Here is a 21,185-nt window from a genome sequence, read left to right as displayed (position 1 = left end):
CTTCTGCCTCATTCACCCCTCATTCAGACTCAGAACACCTGCTTAATTCCGAGCCTCTATAATTTTTATGACTGCTGCAACCAAAACCGGTGGGTTTGGCAATAAGCACCGCATATTTATACTCAGTCATTGTCATTGATCACAAAGAAGATTGTCGATCCTAATTCATTAATGTTTTTTGACGGACCTGTCAGCTTCAGTGAGAATGATTCCAGAGACTCCTTGGTTGAATCGTCAAACAAGCGTACATAGATTTTCGCATAACTTTGGCCATGTTTGAACCTAATAATGCCTTTAGTTAGAGCGAAGTCCGAATCTTCCTTAGCAGTGTCTGTACGAGTTGTATATCGTACTGTTAACTCCCCATTGCTTCCACCGGTCCGATAGACGGGTACTTCCACGTAGCCATTCCCTTCATACACCCAATTGAGTATTTCCCGTGAGTAATCTGAAAAAACAAAGCTGACAATCCCTTCGGCGTTGTTAACTTGGACAGTTTGAGAAGCTGTAAACTGCCCCTCCTCAGACGTGGCCACGATTTGCGTGCTTCCTTTGGAAATACCTGTAACGATGCCGTTTCCGTCTACTATCGCAATATTTGGATCATTGGATCGCCACGTCACCTTCTGATTTGTTGCGTTCGCTGGGTAAAAAACAGGCTGCAGTCTGGAATGTTGGTAGATCAACACATTCATCGGCGGCGCATCTAAAGAAATGCGTACCAATGGTACGTTAGCAGGGTGTTCGCCATGTGGAGTGAACTGGTACAGGGTGTCATCTTTGAAGCAATAGTATTTCCCATCTTCGAGCTTCCAGAAAGGAGTCTTTAACATATCAGATGATAAGTTGTTCGGCAGCAAGACCTTTTCCGATCCCGGACTGATAAACCAAAATTCGGGAGAAGATCCTAACCCAGCTTGTATAATAGCTTCACCGGTATCTGATAAATGTAAGATCGATATGTCATATAACGATCTTCCTAAAGGGTAGGTATATTTATTGCCTTCAGGTGATAAGATGACGATTCCATCCTCATTTGAGCTATAAGCAGTCCAACCATTATTCACTGCAAATGGAGGGGGGAGGTGACGATACCGAACAAGATCCTGCTCTTTGCCATCCGTCGTATATCGCGTTAGATAGTATTCCTCCCATATCGGGTCCGCTAGCTTCGGATAAATAATTTGAATGCCGTCTTGATACTTTGGATGTTCCCAATGCCTATGTGGAGTCGATGTTGTTACGTAATTATGAAACCCTATCAAGAAGTCGTTATACTGACTCCGATAGATCAGATGCCCATCATTCGACACACCTGCTTCATCAACTAATGTTCCATGCCCGTTAAATACGGTAGCCATTATAGCGCCGTTGGTTCTTAAATAAAAGAGCCCTATATGTGAGGGGGGACTATAAGTAGAGGGATATTTCTTGGTGAACGCAACAAAATTTCGTGACTTCTCAAACAACTGGCCCACATTGTCCATGAACATATTGACGTATCCTTTATTGCTCCAGGTGTAGAGATTGGAGTTCTCTATGTAAACCGCACCATTATCCGTTAGCGCGCCTTTAGTTGCAGCCGATGTGGGTAGCTTATCATCCGCTGAGGTGGCTAAATTCCTTATGTAGAGTACGCCGTTACTGGAGTATAAGATCCGGTTCAAATCAAAATCTAAGATGGTACCGGGGACTGAAGCAACCACTTTGTAGGTATTATTCGGCGTCTCGGCTTGTGTCACACTGGCCTGTCCTACGAAACTCATTGCAGCCACGATCAAAACAAGAAACAATCGCGATATGCACGAAAGTTGTGCACGCAACATGGTTAGATAGCTCCTTTATTATTTATAGTTTAAAACTATCCAAAGGACTTTTTCTCCCCTCCCATAATCGAAACTCTGAATTCCCAGAAGTCTTACTCTATTATAAAATATAACTGCTATACACTAAATAGTTCCTTGTGTGGGATGTTTTGGTCGTTGTTGTCGAATAAATCTCATCTTTGTACAGAATCGATAATAATCATGTCTCTGATCAGAGATAATGATTGAATGGAATGTGAAAAATCAAGATTGGTGAAAGATCGAATACAAATCATTGAAGAGCGTAAGACATTGTCTTGTACGCTCCTTTTGCCTTATTTGTCAAATCTACTTCATCCATTCGTTTTATTGCGAAGCAAGTGATCGCGATATTCCCCCGGCGCTTTACCCGTATACAGCTTGAAGGCTTTCGTGAACGATTGCACGGTCAAATAACCGACCTGCGAGGCGATGTCGTGAATCTTGCATTTGGGATCGGCCAGAAGCTCCTTTGCTTTGGCGATCCGTTTATCGCTGATCATGTCCTTTAAGGTCAGGCCGGTTTCTTCTTTATAAATTTTCCGCAGATGCGAAGCGCTGATCGCAAACAAATCGCTAAGCCTTTCAATGGATAAGTCTTCCCCCAAATGACCTTCGATGTACTCTGTAATTTTCGCGGCAAGGTCTTTGTTTTTCGTATTGCGCCGCTGGTCGAGCTGGTCGAGAACCGTATCGTACAGGTTCTGCATATAGTTCACCATGCTTTGCATGGTTTCCAGTTCGAGCAGGTCATGATGCCGAAGCCGCTGAATGTCCGGATGGGATTCGAGATTGGCGTCGATCTCCAATACCGAACGAAGCGATGACGAGAACAGCTGTATGAAATAATGCTTGACCAGTTCAATGTGCTGGGCGTGATGCTCGATCATGTAGGCTTCAAAATCCTTAAGACGGCGGGAGACGCCTTCGCGGTTGCCTGCTCTAAAGTGAGTCAACAAATTCTTCTCAATTCCGAGGGGATAGGAAGCCTGGCTGGGCTCCGCGCGGATCGCTTCATAAAAAATAACGTTGTTATGTCCGTAAACGAGTCTCTGACCGACCGCGGATTCCGCTTCGAAATAACACTCGCTTAATTCCTCCAAGCTCCGGTGTACCGTGCTGACGCCAAGTGTGAACGTTACGGATGGCTTAACGAGCAGAGATTCATGCAGCTGCCGAAACCAGCCGGTAAGGCTGCTTTGAAATGATTCAGATCCGCCATCGACCTGTCCCACGTACAAGACGAGGACCAGCTCATTGGATTCGTTCTCAACGAGATATCCTTGGAAGGCTTGCTTAACGAACGCTTCTTCACGGATTTGCTCGGCCAGCTTCATAAAAACTTCATTGCGTTCGGATTCGTGCGTTTGTTGGATGAATTTTGCGAGATCGTCCATGGATACGATGGCAACGATAAAATAACCGCCGGTGCCGATGTGCACATCATAGTATTGCAGCCGTTCCGCCGTTTGCGGCGTCACCTGTTCGCCGCCGCTGGCCAGCTTCAGTAAAAACTTGTTGCGGCTATGGATTTCATAATCTTTGAGCAGGAGCGTCAAGTCCCGGTTATGGTCGATGAGACGGCTGACGTTCCGCTCGATTTGCTTGATTTCTTTGCCGGCTTCCTGCGCGGATCGTGTTGAACTGTGATTTGCGTTTTGCAATAAGGCTAATAGGCGTTTCATCGGACTAAAGATACGTCTGGATAAAAATAACGATCCTAATAAGCTTAGGACGAAGGCAAGCAGACATACCGCGATCGTTGTATTGGTCCATAGATTCAAAGTGCGGGTAATCGTCGATTTCGGGATGGTGTATATGTAGAGCCAACCGCTCTGTTCCGACGCGACGTAGCTGACGAGCGATTCCGAGCCGTTCATTGTCATAAACGAGCTCCCTGATGTACCGGTAAACGCGGAAATGTCGAACCGGTCCGGCAGCGCGTCTACCGATATCGTTTCATTGGCCGCTCTTTGCGAGAGGATATGACCTTGCGGATCGGTCACGATCAGCTGCGCATGGTCGTTGGTGCTCAGCGTGCTCATGATTTTGGTCAAGTAGTCGCCTTTCATATTAATGACAACATAGGCGGAAGGCTTGCCGGAATAAATAATCGGCAGCGTCTTGACGATCGAGATGACGGCGTTATTCTGCGCTGACGAAATTGCCGGCAGGGTACGCGTGCGGACGATCGATTTGTCAAAGGTCTCCTTTGCAATGGAATCGACGAAGGCACGGTCATTGAAGATGCTCAACGGGACGGGGCCTTGAAGAGAGGAGAGAACGAACTGTGACCCGGTATAATAAATATAGACGGAATGAATGTAATCGCTCGTTGTAACGACTTGGTCCAGCCGCTGTTGAATAGACACCTGCTTGTAGATTTCGCCGCGATGGTAATAGTCCATAAAGTCAAGGAAGGAGGAATCCAAAAAGACGCTTTCCATGGCTTTATCGACTTCGGCGAGTACGATTTCCTGGCCGTTCTTGAGCAGCTGCAGCGTATTGCTGTTGGTTTGGATCGCTTCGTTCCAAAGCAAGGAGGAAGTCGAATAGTAGAGTGCTCCGCCAATTGTAAACGCCACGAGCAGAGATAAGGCTAAGAAATAATAAAAATATTCAAACAGGCTGCTTTGCAGGATACGCCATACTCTTTTTCGTTTCATAATCGCTTTCCTTCCTTTACTCAACCCTTGTCCAAGAATCAATTGGACATGAGCCACTGCCTTTGAATAGAAATATACTCTGCTCAGAGCGAAAGTAGAAGCGGTTTACACGACGAAAAGGGAGTCGATGATCCGACTCCCATGAACAACATTACAAACCGGATGTAACATTCGCTGTCTTGAGCTCATTGTAAGTTTTGATTTTGGCTTCAAGAATCGGCTTGCCGCCTTTTCTCTTCCACGTTTCGACGTATTCATCCCATTTGCTGAGAGGCTCTGCGCCGGTGATGAACTTGATGAGCATTTCTTCCTCGTACTTCGAGACGTCGGCACCGTATGTTTTTTGCTCCTCCGTTAGCGGAATGCCGTAGAACGCATCCCGGTACAGCGTATAGGATGCGGCTGCATCGATAAACCGGTTATTCTCGACTTGAACGGGATCCTTCGACGCGGCGTTCACCTTGTCGACCAAATCTTGACGTGAAACAATTTGGGACAGCGGGTCCAGCCATTTCTCATCGAATGCCTTTTGGCCCTCCGGCGTTCTTGGCTCGGTAATCGACGTATAGTGAGTGCCTTTAATGCCATATCTGGTTAGTTCCCAGCCCTCGTCGGTCGCCAAATAATCAAGAAATTTGACAACGGCTTCCGGATTTTTGGTTTTCGCCGATATGGCGACGGTGGAACCGATGTTGCCATAAGACTGCATGCCGCTCTTTCCGTCCGGTCCTTTCAACCCCGGGAAGATCGGGTCCCATTTGGCGTTCGGAACTAGCTCTTTCATCTTAAGCTGCTGAGTAAGAATCTGCGGTGCGACGGACCACCAAGCGGTGAAGTAGCCGATTTTGCCTTGAGCCGCTTTTTGCTGAGCCTGGTCCGGCTTAATGGTGAACAGCTCGGGATCGACGACTTTTGCGTCCCACAGCCTCTTTAAGTATTCGATTGCGGCTTTATACTCGGGCGATATAGCGACAGGATAAATCTTGTTATCTTTCAAGTAGCTCATCATCGGGGCGCCTTGACCGATCTGGCCCGTGGCAATGCCGTATGCTCCCATGATCGGCATGATCGTTTCATCATAGCGGCTGGTCGTGCCGAATCCGTAGGTGTCGTTTTTACCGTTTTTATCAGGATCATTGAACGTGAACGCTTTCAATACAGCTTCGAATTCGTCCAGATTCGTCGGCATTTTCAAATTAAGAGCATCCAGCCAGTCTTTTCGAATAACCGGGACTTCCTTGCCGGCGACGTTCTCAAAAGGAATGACGAATTGCTTGCCCTTATATTTCGTTAATTCCCAAAGCTCGGGCTTGAGCGCTTTTTTGAGATTAGGCCCGAATTGATCTACGTATCGGGTTATATCGAGATAGAGCCCCTGATCGGCATACTTCTGAAAATCGAATCCGTTCGATCGGACGATGTCCGGGATATCGCCAGAAGCAGCCAACACATTATATTTGTTTGCGAAATCGCCGTTCGGAATCATGTTAACGGTTAATTTGGTGTTTGTTCGCTTCTCAATTTCTTTCGTTACCGGATTATCTTCCTTCCAGACGCGGCCTCCGTCGGGCTGTACAAGCGAAAGGGGGACAACTGCAGGCGCGTTCGTACCATTATTCGGGGATGGATTTGTCGTGCCGCCAGGAGAAGCAGGGCTCTCACTGCAGGCCGCCGCTACAACGGCAGTCATTGAAATCGTGCATAGGGACGCAATAATTCCGGTTTTCTTTTTTTGTTTCATACGCTTCGATCTCCCTTTAGTAATTTATTATAAGCGTAAGCCTATAACCAATGATTACCCCTTCACGGAGCCGACCATGACGCCCTGGACGAAATATTTCTGAAGGAAGGGATAGACGATCACTATTGGGAGGGTGGCCATCATGACAGTGGCTGCGCGAATCGTTTCCACGGGCGGCGGAAGGCTGTCGCCATCAAGCTGATCGATGGAGAAGGTGTACATCTTCCGCAATACAAGCTGCAAAGTCGACAATTTCGGATCGTTGATGTAGATGATCACATTGGTGTATTCGTTCCAGTGCGCGACTCCGTAAAATAAAGCTAGCGTAGCCACAATCGGCAGCGACAGGGGCAGGATGATGCGTGTCAGAATGCCGAGCTCCGAACAGCCGTCGATCCGAGCCGATTCGCGCAGGCTGGCCGGAATCCCCTGGAAAAAGTTGCGCATCAAGATCAGCAGCCATGTATTAATGGCAAAAGGAAGTATGAGCGCCCACACGGTGTTAACCAGGTGCAGAGAACGAATAACCAGATAAGTCGGAATCAAACCGCCATTGAACAGCATGGCGATCAGTACAATCAGCATAAGCGCGTTGCGGCCCGGTAAATCCCGTATCGATAATACATACGCACCAAGAGAAGTAAATACCAGGTTGATGAGCGTTCCTACAAGAGTGATAAAGATGGTAACCTTATATGCGTCTAGCAGTCCTGAGTACCGAAGCACATACAGATAGCTATCCAGATGGAACGAAGTGGGATAAAGCAGAACGCCTCCATTCCGTACGACATCCTTCATGTCGGAAAGGGATACAAAGAGGATGTTAAGAAACGGATACAGCGTCGTCACACAGAGCAGGAGCAAAAACAGCCAAATGACGTAATCGGCGACGCCCGGTTTGGATAAGTGTTTGGACGTTCGTGCTACCATATGCCGCCCTCCTCATCGATTTTTTTCGCTAATGCGTTGGCAATCAGGACCAGCAGGAGCGCGATGACCGAACGGAACAAGCCGACAGCGGTCGCATAGCTGTAGTTGCCGGTATCAAGCAACCCGACACGGTATACGTAATAGTCGATGACTTCGGCTACCGATGCGACTTGCGGGTTAATCATGACCAGAATTTGCTCGAAGCTGACACTCATTAGGCTGCCGATGCTTAGAATAAACATAATGCTGATGATACTGCGAATGCCGGGAAGCGATATGTGCCATATGCGGCGCCATCGGTTTGCGCCATCGATCGCCGCTGCCTCGTACAGTTCGGGATCAACCCGCGTAAGCGCGGCAAGGAAGATAATAGCGTTCCAACCTATTTCTTTCCATATCGCACTTCCGACAAACATGGTTCGGAAAAAGTCGGTCGACGAAAGAAACGGCAATGTGTAGCCAAAGGACGACTTCAGCAGCGTATTGATCAGGCCTGATTCGGAAAAGAAGTTGTACAAGAGCGCGTAAACTACGACCCAGGAGACAAAGTGCGGCAAGTAAGAAACGGTTTGAAAAAATCGCCGCCATCTGGCAAATCTCATCTCATACAGTAATAAAGCGAACAGAATGGGAGCGGGAAATCCAAAAAGCGTCCGGTAAAAGGCGAGGATCAGCGTGTTGCGGAACACGATCCAGAAATCGCCGCTCATAATGAACCGCTCGAAATGGCTGAAACCCGCCCAAGGGCTTCCAAAGATGCCGTCCAGGAAGTTGTACTTTTTGAAGGCGATGATGACCCCGGTCATGGGCGCATATTGAAAAATAAGATAGTAGGCGAGAACGGGAAGGAACAACAGGTAGAGCGGTGCGTAGCGTCTCGTTTTGTCCCATAGCCGCCGGCGGGTTGCAGCCGCCGACGTTTCCCGCATGCCGGTCTTGCTGACCGCGTGATTCGCAGGGGGTTCGATCATTGTCGTACACTCCTCTATTTATATATTGCGGCAGAGCGGAAAATGTTGCGAATATTCGAATGAAAGCGATTTCGAAAAACGCCGTTCAGCCGTAACCACATTTTTGCATAACGGATCCAGCGGGGAAAAGCGGAAAATGCGCTTTTTTGTGCCCGCTGCGCCAAAAAAGCATTTTGGATAATAATCGTAGGAAAAGGACCTCGATTCCCGCTGTAATGGGGAGAAAGAGGTCCTATAGTTTGATGGAATTGCTTTATCGAGGACTCGTTAGGATCATTCTGTCGTAACAGCCAATACTGCGCTTGCTGTAGATTCGTTGCCGGAATCATCCTGCGCTTTGATTGTAAGCGAGTAAGCTTTCTTGGAAGTGAGACCAGTGAGGGTAAGGCTCGTGCTGGCCGTGCTGCCAAGCTTCGTCGTCCCGTCATAGATGTTGTACTGTTTCACGACATCATTATCAGTGCTTCCTGTCCAGCTGAGCGTAATCGTCGAATTGCTGACTCCAAGCAAGACCAGATCTTTTGGCGTTGTCGGAGGGGTTTTGTCGGAGGTCGTTGCCGTGACAATCGCGCTGGCGGCCGAGCTGTTGCCTGTAGCGTCTTTTGCTTTTGCCGTGAAATAATAAGTGGTATTCAGTGCCAAATTGTTGATGGTAAATGTTGAGCTCGATGGCTCTGTAGTGCCCAGGAGCACTTTTCCGTTGTAGATTTCATAACTGCTCACGCCCACATCGTCTGTCGTCTTTGTCCAATCGAGTTTGATTTGCCGTGCGTTTTGGGAAGTGAGCCGGAAATCGGTGACCGTTGCCGGAGCTGTTGTGTCGGCCGGATTGATGTTCGGACCGATTACCTTTTGCGGCAGATAGTACGTATGATTCGTTCCGTTACCGAGTTGGCCGTAGTTATTATTGCCGAAGGAGTACAGAATGCCGTCGTTGCCGAGTGCGATCGTTTGATTGGAGCCTGCAGTAACGCTTTGGATGGAGGAAAGAGTAGGGATTCTCTCCGGGTACGTACGATTGGACGTATGACCTAAACCTAACTGGCCGTATCCGTTATAACCCCAAGCATATACGCTGCCATCAGTCTTGACCGCCAAGCTGTGGTCAGCTCCGGCAGCAATGCTTTTCACCGAACCGAAATCTTTGATTTGGACGGGCACCACTTGGTTAATCGTAGAGCTGTTGCCCAATTCCCCGTTGCTGTTGTAGCCCCATGCCCATACCGTGCCATCGTTCTTAAGGGCAAGACCGTGCTGCTCGCCCGCGGCGATCGCGGCCACATTCGTCAATACGCTGACTTGAACCGGCACATTGCTCTTCGATGTTTGACCGTTGCCCAGTTCACCGTACGTATTCGATCCCCAAGCCCAGACCGTGCCGTCATTTTTCAAGGCAAGGGAGAAGTTTTTGCCGGAGGCGATAGCCTTCACATTCGTCAAACCGGAAACCGCGACTGGCGATTTTTGCGTTGTATTTGTGCCGTCGCCGAGCTGTCCGTCACCGTTGAGACCGAATGCCCAAACGGTACCGTCGCTTTTTAAGGCGAGGCTATGGTTTTCACCTGCAGCAACGGAAACGATACCTGTAAGGTTTGCTGCTTTAATAGGACTGTGGCGAGTTGTAGTGGAACCGTCGCCTAATTGGCCATAGCCGTTGTATCCCCAGGCATAGACCGTGCCGTCGTCTTTTACCGCAATGCTATGGTATCTGCCGCCGGCAGCCGCTTTTACATTATCGATATTAATCGTCTGATTCGGTTGGTACAGATGGTTCGTCGTGCCGTTGCCGAGCTCGCCGTAACCGTTATAGCCCCAAGCCCAAAGGGTGCCGTCTGCTTTGACATACAAGCTGTGATTGTAGCCCAATGTAATCGGCAGAGGTGTAAGGGCAAGCTGCGAGGAAGTGACAGCCGTTACGGAGCTGCTTGCAGCCGAGACGTTTCCGCTTCCATCGACGGCTTTGACGGAAAACGTATAGGCGGTGTTCGGTTTCAAGCCGCTTACTGTATAGTTTGTGCCTGCGGCAGCCGGGGTGATGGCAATTCTCGTTGCTCCGTTGTAAATTTCATAGTTCGTTACCCCGACATTATCTGTAGATGGACTCCAAGATAAGGAAATGGTAGAGCCTGTTTTGCCGGTTACAATTACATTTGTCGGCGCTGTAGGAGCTTCCGTATCGGTCTTGCCTACAAGCCGGATCGCATCCAGAGGGATCGCATATCCTGTGCTGGCCGAATTTTTGCCGGTTACGGCAAATCTGACGATTTTAAAGCCGGAGCTTGGGAAGCTAATCATTCCGCGGCTAATTTCTTCGAATCCGGCCGCCGCTTTGTAGAAATCGATAGGAGTGCCCTGCGATACACCGTCGATGCTCAATTGTGCGGTGCCATTAGCCGGACCTGTTTTGGTCTTTACTAATACTTCATATGTTCCGGGTTTGTTTACGTTTAAGGCATACTCTATATAATCGCCGACTGCATTAGCATTGAAGTTTTCCCATTGTCCGTTGCTTGCGGAAGCGTCGGAAACCGCGCTGGTCGTATCCCCTGAATCGGCCTGAGGCAGACTTTCGGCTTCAAACAGCAGGGTGCCGGTGCTGGCCGGGTTCGTTGTGACGGTTACGGCATTGCTGGCAGCGGAGGCATTGCCGGCCGCATCCTTGGCTTTCACAGTAAAGGTATAGGCGGTATTAGCCGTTAAACCGGTTACCGCGAAGGTTGTTCCGGTAGCTGTACCAACAAGGCTGGTTCCATTGTATACGTCGTAACCGGCAACGCCGACGTTATCTGTGGAGGCGGTCCAGCTGAGGTTGACGGTGGTGTCCGTTTTGGACGGCGCAGTTAAGTTGGCCGGAGCTGTTGGAGCTGTGGTGTCGGCGGCGGTTTGCTTAACGAGTTTGATAGAGTCTAATGTAATCAAATACCCTGTGCTCGCAGCATTTTTCCCGGTAACCGTAAATCTGAGTTTATTCGATAAGCTGGACAAATTGACGACTCCCAGATCTCTCTCGATATATTTTGCGATGGGATCATAATTATCGATGGGTGCCCCTAATGGGGTTCCGTTAACAGACAATTGATTGATGCTTCTATTATATCCATATTTGTACTTGACTTTTACCAAATAATTGCCCGTTTCAGGTACATTCAATTGATATTCCACATAGTCATTGGCAGCGTTGGAATTATAAATGCTCCAATTGCCTCCGCTTGCCGCGGTATCGGCTACCCAACCGTGAGAATCTCCCGAGTTCGTTTGGGACAAGCTCTCCGTCTCATACAAATACTCATTTGCCGCAAGTGCAAGTGTCTTAGCCAAAGCTGTTGTCGTTACCTGCACCTGATTGCTCGCCGGCGAAACATTTCCGGCTGCGTCCTTGGCTTTTACCGTGAATGTATATGTCGTTGCCGGATTTAAATTCTCAACCGTATAGGTGGTTCCGCTCAAACTTGCGATCGGGGTTGTGCCGTTATAGATTTCATAACCGGTGATGCCAACGTTATCTGTAGAAGCGTCCCAGCTTAGCGAGACGGAGGAGGCTGTCACTGCTGTTGCGGCTAACTTCGTCGAAGCTGTCGGGGCGATCGTGTCAATCGAATAAGTTGCTTCAGTCACAGAAGAACCGGCATTTGCGGCGGGAAGCTCTCCGGTGGAGCCTGCTTCCGCAGCATGAACAACACCGCCAAGGCTCAAAGCTTGGGCGGACAACAGAAAAGAGCATAGCATAACTTGAGATTTTCTTTTTAAATCCACTTTTCTCAACTCCAATTTAAGATAATGGTAACAAAAGGTGGGTATCTAAAATAAGAACAGCTGCAATGAAAAGCAGTACATTTGATCATGGACATAAAGCTTAAGCTTATAGCCATCTGCTCTTTGTAATCGGCTCGAAGTAACCACCTCTTATTGATACAAATTGTATCACCATAATTCCTTTCAATTCTGTGCAGTATTTCACAATTGCAAAATAATTTTTTATTGTTGATACAGTAAGTAACAAATAAAGGCTGCCCCATAAGTGGGACAGCCTCTGCAAAAGGTCAATGGTTAATCGTCGTCTCTAATGATGAAAAAGATACGATTTGTTTTGGGAGCGGATAATGCGTAGGAAGGACCTAACAGTCTTAGGGAGAAAGACTCTAACTGCTCTTTGTCACCATCGTTAATTAATGGAATTTGTATGGATTTCACGGTTTCGCCATCTGCAAACGTAAGCTTTCCTCTTAATTGGACGTAGTCGGAATAGGGTTTGGCCGTATCCTGTTCCGTCGCGTAATCGACTGTGAGTGTCCCCTTGCTGCTGCCCACACGGTATACAGTGGCCGTAACCGTACCCGTGCCTTCATCTACCCATTGCAGCAAAGAAGTGGAATTGAACTTTACTTTAGAAGTGCTCGTTACCGTGACCGTACATGTTGCCGTAATTTTGCCATCCCACGAGGTTACGATAATTTCGGCAGTACCGGGAGTTATCCCTTTCACCAGTCCTTGAGAGTCGACCGTGGCGATGTTTGAATTCGTGGAATGCCACTTTACTCGTTGATCGGCATCTTGCGGCTGGATGAGCGCCTGTAACTGAAATGTTTCGGATATTCCCAAGGACAGGTCTTCCTGGTTTAACTGAATGCTCGTCACATTGTTGACAACTTGAACCTTACATATTGCAGAGAAGTTACCGTCTTCCGTAGTCACTTTAATATCCGCTGAACCGGGGCTGATTGCAGTCACAATTCCATTCTGTACAGTGGCTACTTGAGGGTTGCTTGACTCCCAAGTTACTTTCTTGTTAGTTGCATTCTCCGGATAAACGGAATAATTCAATGATGCCGTCGGTTTATTGTTCAGAACTAAAAGCAAGTCAGGTTGAATGATGACATATGTGACGGGAACGGGAACGGGTTCGCGGTTAATATGGTATTCCAGAAGGTAATACTTGTTTGATTCGCCTCCCGCAGCATACCATTTATCGTTATCTTCGTTGTAGATAAAAGTTGAGATCCCGTAAAAAAGCGGATTAGCGAGGGTTTTTACATTTCCGTTCATGGAAGGATTAGTATAAATAAGAGTGGAGCCTTCTAAAAAAACAAGTTCTCCGTTCTTATTAAGCGCAAGTTTGTCAGTGAAATAATCTTTGGAGTGGTGGAGAGTAATCGTTTGGCCATCAGGGCTAATAATCTCCGGATATCTAAACATTTGATGGTAAGCAATCCATCCATTACTTAGATCGTACCAATGAACGTCATAAAATGAGTTGAGATAGGTTTCCTTGTAATCTTTATAAATATAAAGGTCCATGCTTTCATTCCAGTCATTCTCTTTTGTATATAGAATTCGGTTGCCATCCGTAACGGGACGAGAACCCTTAAGGTCCGTTAGAATCGTATTGCCTTGGAAAAAAGTTACAATATAGCCGTCCTTCGAGGTGTATACAAGGTGACCGTCAGCAGAGACATTGCCCCAACCGTACCACCTGTCTCCGTTAATTCCATTTTGCTCGGAGACGGGGGATAGGACTTGGTTTGCCATATCGTAAAGCCAGATCGCGTATTCACTCCTTGCACTTGAAACCGCTGTTGTGAAGGTGAAGTAGTTGCCCTCACTATGATAGGAAGTAACATTGGTCTTGAGTTGGACAGTATTTCCGCCGTTCCATTCATAGATGGCAAAATCGTCAGACCCTGCTCTGGTTTTTGTTACAATCAAGGCTCCATTACCTGTAAAATAGCCATTTACAATGTAGGATAAAGATGTAATCGTGGTTTCTTGCTTGGTAGAACGGTCCCTGACGATTACATTCGATTCGTTAACTGCATAGAGGATTCTGGTATCGTCGAAATCAAGGATTTTTCCGGGGACCTCTTCCAGAATCGTATAATCCTCTGTTGTTGCTCCCAAAGCGGCAGGAGTCGCAATGGTGAAAAGAATGACGATACAAATCCCTAAAATAAATAAGAAGTGACGTTTTTTGGTTACTACCAAAATTAACAACCTCCTACAAATTGAATAACCACAGATCTTGCAGTGCGAAGAGCAAGCCTTTACATATGTACCGCCATTGGTGGATGTCAGCCCCCTCATTTAAGATAGAACTTCGACATTGGATAAGGCACCGTTTGCAGCGAAGAATGAATAGCTATGCATTACAATATTAAGCAATTTTGGCGGATATAGTAATAGGTTGCATGGCCTATCGCGTAGTCATGGGAACGAAAAATGGTGTCGATAATCGAAACTATAGATCAAAGCTTTCAGTGTACAAGGAGATTAAATTTCCTTAAGGTAAGAAGACATGAATCGGCTTTTTTCCCCGCTCTTGAATGAAATTGTCACTAAATGATACAATATGTATCAGCACATGACAAACTTAGAGAGTAGGTGTTTGCACATGGCTTATCGGTGGACTGCTGTGGAAGCCGGGCATTTATTGCGGAGAGCATGCTTTTCCGCGAGGCCTGATGAAATAGCAGCCAGCTTGGAGTTGGGGAGAGAAAAGACGGTAGAGGCCTTGCTGTCGGGACAACCATTAGTGAAGACAAACAATGGTATGAAGAAGGTATTACCGATGGATGAGGTCAAAGTAGACGGCAAGCCGCTGAAATCGACGGATATCCTGCATCAGAAGCTGTATTGGATCTATCGGATGATCCATTCCTCGGCCCCGCTGAAGGAAAAAATGACGCTGTTCTGGCACGGCCACTTTGCAACATCCGATTACAAGGTGGATGATCCGGAATTAATGGCCAGGCAAAATCAATTGTTCCGTGACCACGCATTAGGCAGCTATAAGGAGCTTCTCCTGGAGGTTTGCAAGGATCCCGCCATGATGATTTGGCTGGATATGAACAGAAATCAAAAAGGGAAACCTAATGAAAATTTCGCTCGTGAAGTGCTGGAACTCTTTACACTGGGGAACGGGCATTACACGGAGCAAGATGTTAAGGAAGCCGCCAGGGCTTTTACGGGCTGGCAGGTGGACAAGAAAACTCAGAAGGTTTGGTTCGAGCCTAGGCTGCATGATCAGCAGGAGAAGAAGGTATTGGGCGTCCGAGGGGAATTGAATAGCGGCGATGTCATTGAGCTCCTCTTCCAGAAGAAGGAGCTAGGGGTTTTTATGGCTCGCAAGCTGCTGCAGTATTTTGTTGCGGAGCAGCCTCCTTTATTATGGGTGGAGCTTGTTGCTAGGGACTTTAGATCCAAGAAAACAGTCGGCGAGGTGCTGCGGTCTATTTTCCTAAGCGATGCCTTCTACTCGCCTCAGGTGATGAGACGCTTGGTCCGCCCTCCGGTTGATTACGTTGTAGGGATCATGAGAGTATTGGAACTCCCGTTAAGCAAAGCTTATTTAACGGCGCTAGCCCGAATGCAGCAGGATATTTATTTTCCTCCGGATGTATCCGGCTGGAAAGGGGGACGTAACTGGCTGGAGACTTCCGCTTTATTAGCCAGATGTCAATTTGCGGAGGAGATTGCCTTCAAGGTTGATGCAAACGTGTTGACATCGAAACGATTTACTCCCGAAAAATCTGATGATGCCCAAATCTGGGTTCGTCAATGGGCGGAAGCAGCAGGGGTCGGGGAGCTCGGGAACCGTACTCGAGAGACGCTTGAGCAGTACGTGCGGAAAGTTATGGCCGGTTCGAAACCGCCTTATGGGGATAAGCTTAGGGGGATGCTGTATTTGCTGCTGGCTAGTCCGGAAGCTCAAATGATGTAGGGGAGGGATACAATGTGAAGATGTCGAGGAGGGAATTTATTCTTGCAGGCTCAGCCCTGCTAGGGACTTTTTTCATCGGCGGAGCTCCTGTCCTTGCTGAGGTCGAAAGACTGAGCTTCGATAACCAGTCTTCTCATATTCAAGACCGTGTATTGGTGGTTGTCCAGTTAACCGGTGGCAATGACGGAATTAATACGATCATCCCTTTTGGACAGGGAGCCTACTATGATGCCAGACCGACGCTTCAGCTTAAGGAACATGAGGTACTGCTGATTAACGGGGCTTTAGGCTTCCATCCCAGTTTGAAAGGGTTCCAGCGACTATATCAGCAGGGGAAGCTGGCAATCGTTCAAGGAGTGGGCTATCCGAAGCCGGACCTGTCCCATTTTCGCTCCATGGAAATTTGGCAAACCGCCGAACCCGAGAGCATGATCACATCCGGTTGGCTGGGCCGCTACATGGAATCGTTGGATAGAACAGTCCCCCCCTTATTTGCTGCCCAAATTGGCGGAAATACGGGAATGAAGGCGTTTGATTCTAATCTCGTTCACGTACCGATTATTCAGAGCATCAGCTCGTTTCACTATCGATCACATCCCAATCGGCTTGACAAGAAGGGCACCGAATGGCTGCATGAAGCATTCACGGCCATGTATCAGCCGCAAGCACAGGAGCCGAGTCTGCGGGCTGCCGCGATCCAAGGAAAACAGGCTTGCGATACGATTCAAGCCCTACAGGCGTTGCCGGAATTGTCGAAAGGACAAGCGGTATACCCCGACAGCGGCTTTGCCAAAGATCTTCAGACCGTCGTTCGAATGCTGGCAGGGCGGTCGGGAACCAAGGTGTTCTATACCCAGCTGGACGGATTCGATGATCATGCGGACGAGAAGGAACAGCACGCTATACTATTGAAGGAATTGGATGAAAGCCTGAGTGCATTTTATGACGATCTGAAGAATCGCGGTTTGCATGAAAGGGTCGTTACGGTCGTGTTCTCAGAATTTGGCCGCAGAGTGCGGGAGAATAGCAGCAAAGGGACGGACCATGGGACGGCAGCACCGATGTTTGTCATCGGAGGCAAGGTGAAGGGCGGACTGTACGGCGAGTATCCAAGCTTAAGCAATCTGGTAAGTGAAGATCTCAAATACGAGGTGGATTTCCGTTCCGTCTATTACACTCTTATTGATAAATGGCTGAGGGGAGACGCCAAATCCGTGCTGGGCCGATCCTATGAAACGCTTGCTTTCCTATGAATTGTTCTATATCGGTTGGCGGAATCATATATACATATAAACAAAGCTTAATATGTAGGTGATTCCTTTGTCGAGCCAATGGACACGCCGGGAAGCGGCGCACTTGCTTCGCAGGGCAGGCTTCTTCGCCTCTTCGGAAGAGGTCGAGAATGCTGTAGCGCTGGGGCGGTCGGCAACGGTGGATAAGCTGCTTGCCGGGGTCCCGCTTTCGAATGATACAGCCCGTTCACCCTTGCCGCCTATCGAACAGGTTCAGGTGGAGGGAAAGTCCTTAAAGGCCGATGCCATATCCGACCAGCAGCTGTATTGGATCTATCGCATGATGCACACGCCGTCTCCCCTAACAGAGAAGATGGCGCTGTTCTGGCATGGGCATTTCGCCACATCCAATAGCAAGGTCGATGGTCTGGCGCTGATGGTCAGACAGATTGAGCTGTTTCGGACATATGCCCTGGGCGACTTCAAGGAGCTGGTCCGTCAAGTGGGACGGGATCCGGCGATGATGCTGTGGCTCGATATTACAAGCAACCAGAAGGGGCGTCCGAACGAAAATTACGCTCGTGAAGTGCTTGAGCTGTTCACGCTCGGGATCGGTCCGTATACGGAGCAGGATATACGCGAGGGAGCCAGGACGTTTACAGGCTGGAAGCTGGATAAGCAGGCCGGGAAGGTGTCGTTTGACCCAAAGCTGTACGATGATGGGACGAAACAGGTGTTGGGGGAAGTCGGACGTTGGGACGCCGAGGATACGGTCGATATTATTTTCCGTCAATCCGCGCTGGCGATGTTCATGGCGCGCAAGCTGCTGCGTTTCTTTGCGATAGATGAACCGCCCGAGGATTGGGTGGAGCGCGTGGCGGACCGTTTCGTATCCAGCGGTTATCGGATCGGCGAGGTGCTGCGGGGGATATTCCTTGCGGACGACTTCTATGAGCCGAGAGTGATGTCGGGGCGGGTCCGGTCGCCGGTTGAATATACGCTGTCGCTTCTGCTCAGCCTGGAGCTGCCGCTTCAGCGCGGAATTACGGTAGCGCTTCGGGAGATGGGTCAGGAGCTGTTCCTGCCGCCGGATGTGTCCGGCTGGGCCGGCGGGGAGCGCTGGCTGGCAGCGTCGTCATTGCTGGCGCGCAGCCGTTACGCCGCAAGGATGGTTTATATGCTTGACGAGGGCAAGCTCCTGTCGCCCCGGTTCCTTCCGGAGCAGGCAGCCACTCCGGAGGCGTGGGTGCGGCTCTGGACGGAACGGGCGGGCGTCGGTGAACTGGGCGCCCATACTTTGAAGGTGCTGACCGGGTATGCCAAGAAGTGCCTTGCCAGGGAAATTCCATCGGAGGCGTTCGGTCTGAAGGGGCTGCTCTACTTGATTTTGGTTAGCCCGGAGGCGCAGCTTGCATGAGGAGGGGGGAGCCGTTATGAAGCTGTCTCGTCGCGAATTTCTGCTGCTCAGCGGTGTATTCGTCGGCTCGATGGTTATTGGAGGCCCGCTTCTGCATGAAGGGGTTCGGCAAGTGAAGAACGGGCTCGGCGGGCGGCGGGAACGCGCTCTTGTCGTCGTGCAGCTGTCGGGAGGCAACGATGGGATCAATACGGTGATTCCATACGGTCAAGGAGCATATTACGACGAGAGGCCGACGCTGCGGATCGCCGAGAAGGAAGTGCTGCAGATCGACGGCCGGCTGGGCTTCCATCCGAGCCTGACAGGCTTGCATGACTTGTACCGGGAAGGGAAGCTGGCTGTCGTTCAAGGAACGGGGTACCCGAAGCCGAGTCATTCGCATTTTCGCTCGATGGAGATTTGGCATACGGCGGAGCCTGAGCAAATTATCGCTTCCGGGTGGCTCGGCCGCTACTTGCAAGCCGCAGGGACGAACAATCCCCTGCATGCGCTGCAAATCGGCGGTACGGAAAGCAAAGCCTTCTTCGCACCCGGGGTGCAAGTGCCGGTCATGCAAAGCTTGGAGACGTTCACTTTCCTGGATCAGCGCGCGACGGCGTCGCAGACGGAGAAGCGGTATGTCGAAGAGGCGCTGCGTTTGATGTATGAGTCGCAGAAGCAGCCGGAAGCGTACCGGTCGGCGGCGGCCAAAGGGCAGCATGCTTACGAGGCGGTACAGGCGATGCAGGCTTTGTTGGCCAGCGGCTCGCAGCCGGGTCAAGGGGGGGCGGGCGCGGCTGCTTATCCCGAACATAGCTTCGCCAGGGAGCTGCGTTTGGCGGCAAGCCTGCTGGACGGGGGAACGGGGACTCGCGTCTTCTATGTTCAGCTCGGCGGCTTCGACGACCATGCGAACGAGCGGGAACAGCATGCGCGGATGCTGGGCATACTGGACAAGGGCCTGTCTGCTTTCTACAAGGACCTTAAGGCGAGAGGCCTTTCCAACGACGTCGTTACGGTCGTGTTCTCCGAGTTCGGGCGGCGCGTGCGGGAGAACCAAAGCGGCGGTACGGACCATGGAACGGCCGGCCCGGTACTGGTGCTCGGCGGCAAGGTGAAGGGCGGGCTCTACGGGCAATATCCAAGCTTGACGCAGCTTACCAACGGCGATTTGCGATATGAGGTTGATTTTCGATCGGTGTATTCTACTCTTCTGGAGGACTGGCTGCGTGTTGACAGTACGGAAGTGCTGGGGCGTAAGTATGAAAGCTTGCGGTTCGTTTAAGCCTTTGAAAATATAACCCAGTACCGCGCCGGTACTGGGTTTGTTATATGCAGTAAACGAAACGGGCATCCTTATGCCGGTTGAACAAAATCCTTATTTTGATTCTTTGGTTTAGATATTTTTGTTGAGTAATATTGACCTAGCTTAATCGAAGGAATTTCAATAAAATGATACGATAAAGAGCTTACTAGAAGAGAGGTTACAAGAGCCAACAACCAAATCATGGGGACTGGAAGTTGATAATAAAATACATTGACGAAGATAAGAAGAGCTATGGCATGGTAAAGATAAAGGCTGTATGAAATTTTCCCTAAATAATGAATAGGGGCAATTAATAGCACATTTTTAAACCTATCGAATGCTATTGAGCAAATTAGAAGAACACATACTCCAATGGTGCTCATCCATTCATCAAACATTTGCATATGCAAAAGCGAAGATTGCGGGAAAAACCACCAAGAATACGTGCAGCAGAGTAACGCTATGAATACCAATACTGTAATTTTAAGCGACGAAAGCTGTTTTGCATAATTCACAATAGGAACGCGGTGTTTAGCGACGATTGCGCCCACCGTAAACATTAAGAGATAGTGGAACGTAATGAAATAATCATTTTTATAATTGACGTGATAAGTGACATAATGAAGTCCATATCCCAGAACGGACAATGTAACAGCTATGGCCATTACATATTTCCAATTGAATCTAATTACGAAATACATTAACAATGGGAAGATTAATGAAACTCTCATTTCCTGAACTAAAGACCATAGAACAGGATTGAATTCGCCGTTATTATAACTGAATATCATCGTTGCGAAACCAAGTAAATATTCTATGCTGAAACGATCATCCCACTTTGAGTTGAACCATTCGCTTAATTCGGGAATATCGCCGCCGCGATAGAACAGCATTGCCGCAAAGATCGAGATTGCAACCGCAACTGCATATGGCAAATAAATACGTAATATACGTTTGATCATATATCCTATATAAGCTATGCTCTTTCCGCTTAGGAAAGGCAGTGCCAGCACGAATCCGCTTAAAACGAAGAAAAACATAACTGCTTCGCTTCCAGCCCAAAAGATGTGCAAAGGTGTAAATTTAATTAAATATTCCGAAGGGGTCAAGGCAGGACTTTTCTGATATAGAGTCGGGATAATATAAAAATAGTGGTGAAACAATACAATTAAAGCGGCCAAACCACGCAATGAGTCTAATTGTTCAATCCTTTCTTTTTTCATCCTAACCCTGCTTTCACTTTAAATTGTTCGAACATAGAAAACTTGTCGATACAAATCGTATCATCGCGATATATGTTTGGCAATAGAGCTGCTAAAAAATTAATTTGAATATCAAGTTAGCTCCGCTAAGGTCATGATGTGAGCTTCTGGTAGGTGATGGTG

At 48.7% G+C, this 21,185-nt stretch carries 12 protein-coding genes; 4 read left to right on the top strand and 8 right to left on the bottom strand.

Annotated elements, in window-relative coordinates; genetic code table 11:
* Positions 1-122: 122 nt before the first annotated feature.
* The 7 genes from ACFFK0_RS28295 to ACFFK0_RS28265 all read right to left on the bottom strand — a co-directional run bounded on the left by ACFFK0_RS28295 (position 123) and on the right by ACFFK0_RS28265 (position 14,131).
* Positions 123-1,826 (bottom strand): Ig-like domain-containing protein, encoded by a 1,704-nt coding sequence (locus ACFFK0_RS28295; RefSeq protein WP_377474340.1) that lies wholly within the window; start codon positions 1,824-1,826, stop codon positions 123-125.
* 332 nt (positions 1,827-2,158) lie between these two features.
* A complete protein-coding gene (locus ACFFK0_RS28290) occupies positions 2,159-4,510 on the bottom strand; it encodes a helix-turn-helix domain-containing protein (RefSeq protein ID WP_377474338.1) in 2,352 nt (783 codons plus the stop codon).
* A gap of 151 nt (positions 4,511-4,661) precedes the next feature.
* Positions 4,662-6,251, bottom strand: coding sequence for an extracellular solute-binding protein (locus ACFFK0_RS28285; RefSeq protein ID WP_377474335.1), 1,590 nt, complete (start codon positions 6,249-6,251; stop codon positions 4,662-4,664).
* A gap of 54 nt (positions 6,252-6,305) precedes the next feature.
* Positions 6,306-7,181 carry a carbohydrate ABC transporter permease gene (locus ACFFK0_RS28280; RefSeq protein ID WP_377474333.1) on the bottom strand — a complete coding sequence of 292 codons (876 nt, stop codon included), beginning with the start codon at positions 7,179-7,181 and terminating at the stop codon, positions 6,306-6,308.
* Complete coding sequence (locus ACFFK0_RS28275) at positions 7,175-8,152, bottom strand: ABC transporter permease (protein WP_377474331.1); 978 nt, start codon at positions 8,150-8,152, stop codon at positions 7,175-7,177. The genes ACFFK0_RS28280 and ACFFK0_RS28275 overlap by 7 nt, the downstream gene beginning before the upstream one ends.
* A 273-nt stretch (positions 8,153-8,425) precedes the next feature.
* Positions 8,426-11,878 carry an RCC1 domain-containing protein gene (locus tag ACFFK0_RS28270; RefSeq protein ID WP_377474344.1) on the bottom strand — a complete coding sequence of 1,151 codons (3,453 nt, stop codon included), beginning with the start codon at positions 11,876-11,878 and terminating at the stop codon, positions 8,426-8,428.
* A 321-nt stretch (positions 11,879-12,199) separates the two neighbouring features.
* Positions 12,200-14,131, bottom strand: a complete 1,932-nt coding sequence (locus ACFFK0_RS28265; RefSeq protein ID WP_377474329.1) for an Ig-like domain-containing protein — start codon at positions 14,129-14,131, stop codon at positions 12,200-12,202.
* A gap of 364 nt (positions 14,132-14,495) precedes the next feature.
* Here ACFFK0_RS28265 and ACFFK0_RS28260 point away from each other — a divergent pair, with 364 nt between their 5' ends.
* The 4 genes from ACFFK0_RS28260 to ACFFK0_RS28245 all read left to right on the top strand — a co-directional run bounded on the left by ACFFK0_RS28260 (position 14,496) and on the right by ACFFK0_RS28245 (position 19,779).
* Entirely contained in the window at positions 14,496-15,866 is a 1,371-nt protein-coding gene (locus ACFFK0_RS28260; RefSeq protein ID WP_377474327.1) for a DUF1800 domain-containing protein, read from the top strand.
* 20 nt (positions 15,867-15,886) lie between these two features.
* Positions 15,887-17,119 (top strand): DUF1501 domain-containing protein, encoded by a 1,233-nt coding sequence (locus tag ACFFK0_RS28255; protein ID WP_377474342.1) that lies wholly within the window; start codon positions 15,887-15,889, stop codon positions 17,117-17,119.
* Positions 17,120-17,186: 67 nt separating this feature from the next.
* A complete protein-coding gene (locus tag ACFFK0_RS28250) occupies positions 17,187-18,515 on the top strand; it encodes a DUF1800 domain-containing protein (protein ID WP_377474325.1) in 1,329 nt (442 codons plus the stop codon).
* A 16-nt stretch (positions 18,516-18,531) separates the two neighbouring features.
* Complete coding sequence (locus tag ACFFK0_RS28245) at positions 18,532-19,779, top strand: DUF1501 domain-containing protein (RefSeq protein ID WP_377474323.1); 1,248 nt, start codon at positions 18,532-18,534, stop codon at positions 19,777-19,779.
* Between the two features lie 71 nt (positions 19,780-19,850).
* Here ACFFK0_RS28245 and ACFFK0_RS28240 read toward each other — a convergent pair whose 3' ends face one another.
* A complete protein-coding gene (locus ACFFK0_RS28240; protein ID WP_377474321.1) occupies positions 19,851-21,023 on the bottom strand; it encodes an acyltransferase family protein in 1,173 nt (390 codons plus the stop codon).
* Positions 21,024-21,185 lie beyond the last annotated feature (162 nt).

The organism is Paenibacillus chartarius (assembly GCF_042432825.1).
GTDB classification, from domain to species: Bacteria; Bacillota; Bacilli; order Paenibacillales; family NBRC-103111; genus Gordoniibacillus; species Gordoniibacillus chartarius.
This window is presented reverse-complemented; position numbering and strand designations above follow the sequence as displayed.

Bases quoted from the DNA above. Each gene is read 5' to 3' on its own strand.
- ACFFK0_RS28295 (WP_377474340.1), bottom strand. From the start codon at position 1,826: ATGTTGCGTGCACAACTTTCGTGCATATCGCGATTGTTTCTTGTTTTG.
- ACFFK0_RS28290 (WP_377474338.1), bottom strand. From the start codon at position 4,510: ATGAAACGAAAAAGAGTATGGCGTATCCTGCAAAGCAGCCTGTTTGAA.
- ACFFK0_RS28285 (WP_377474335.1), bottom strand. From the start codon at position 6,251: ATGAAACAAAAAAAGAAAACCGGAATTATTGCGTCCCTATGCACGATT.
- ACFFK0_RS28280 (WP_377474333.1), bottom strand. From the start codon at position 7,181: ATGGTAGCACGAACGTCCAAACACTTATCCAAACCGGGCGTCGCCGAT.
- ACFFK0_RS28275 (WP_377474331.1), bottom strand. From the start codon at position 8,152: ATGATCGAACCCCCTGCGAATCACGCGGTCAGCAAGACCGGCATGCGG.
- ACFFK0_RS28270 (WP_377474344.1), bottom strand. From the start codon at position 11,878: ATGCTATGCTCTTTTCTGTTGTCCGCCCAAGCTTTGAGCCTTGGCGGT.
- ACFFK0_RS28260 (WP_377474327.1), top strand. From the start codon at position 14,496: ATGTATCAGCACATGACAAACTTAGAGAGTAGGTGTTTGCACATGGCT.
- ACFFK0_RS28255 (WP_377474342.1), top strand. From the start codon at position 15,887: ATGTCGAGGAGGGAATTTATTCTTGCAGGCTCAGCCCTGCTAGGGACT.
- ACFFK0_RS28245 (WP_377474323.1), top strand. From the start codon at position 18,532: ATGAAGCTGTCTCGTCGCGAATTTCTGCTGCTCAGCGGTGTATTCGTC.
- ACFFK0_RS28240 (WP_377474321.1), bottom strand. From the start codon at position 21,023: ATGAAAAAAGAAAGGATTGAACAATTAGACTCATTGCGTGGTTTGGCC.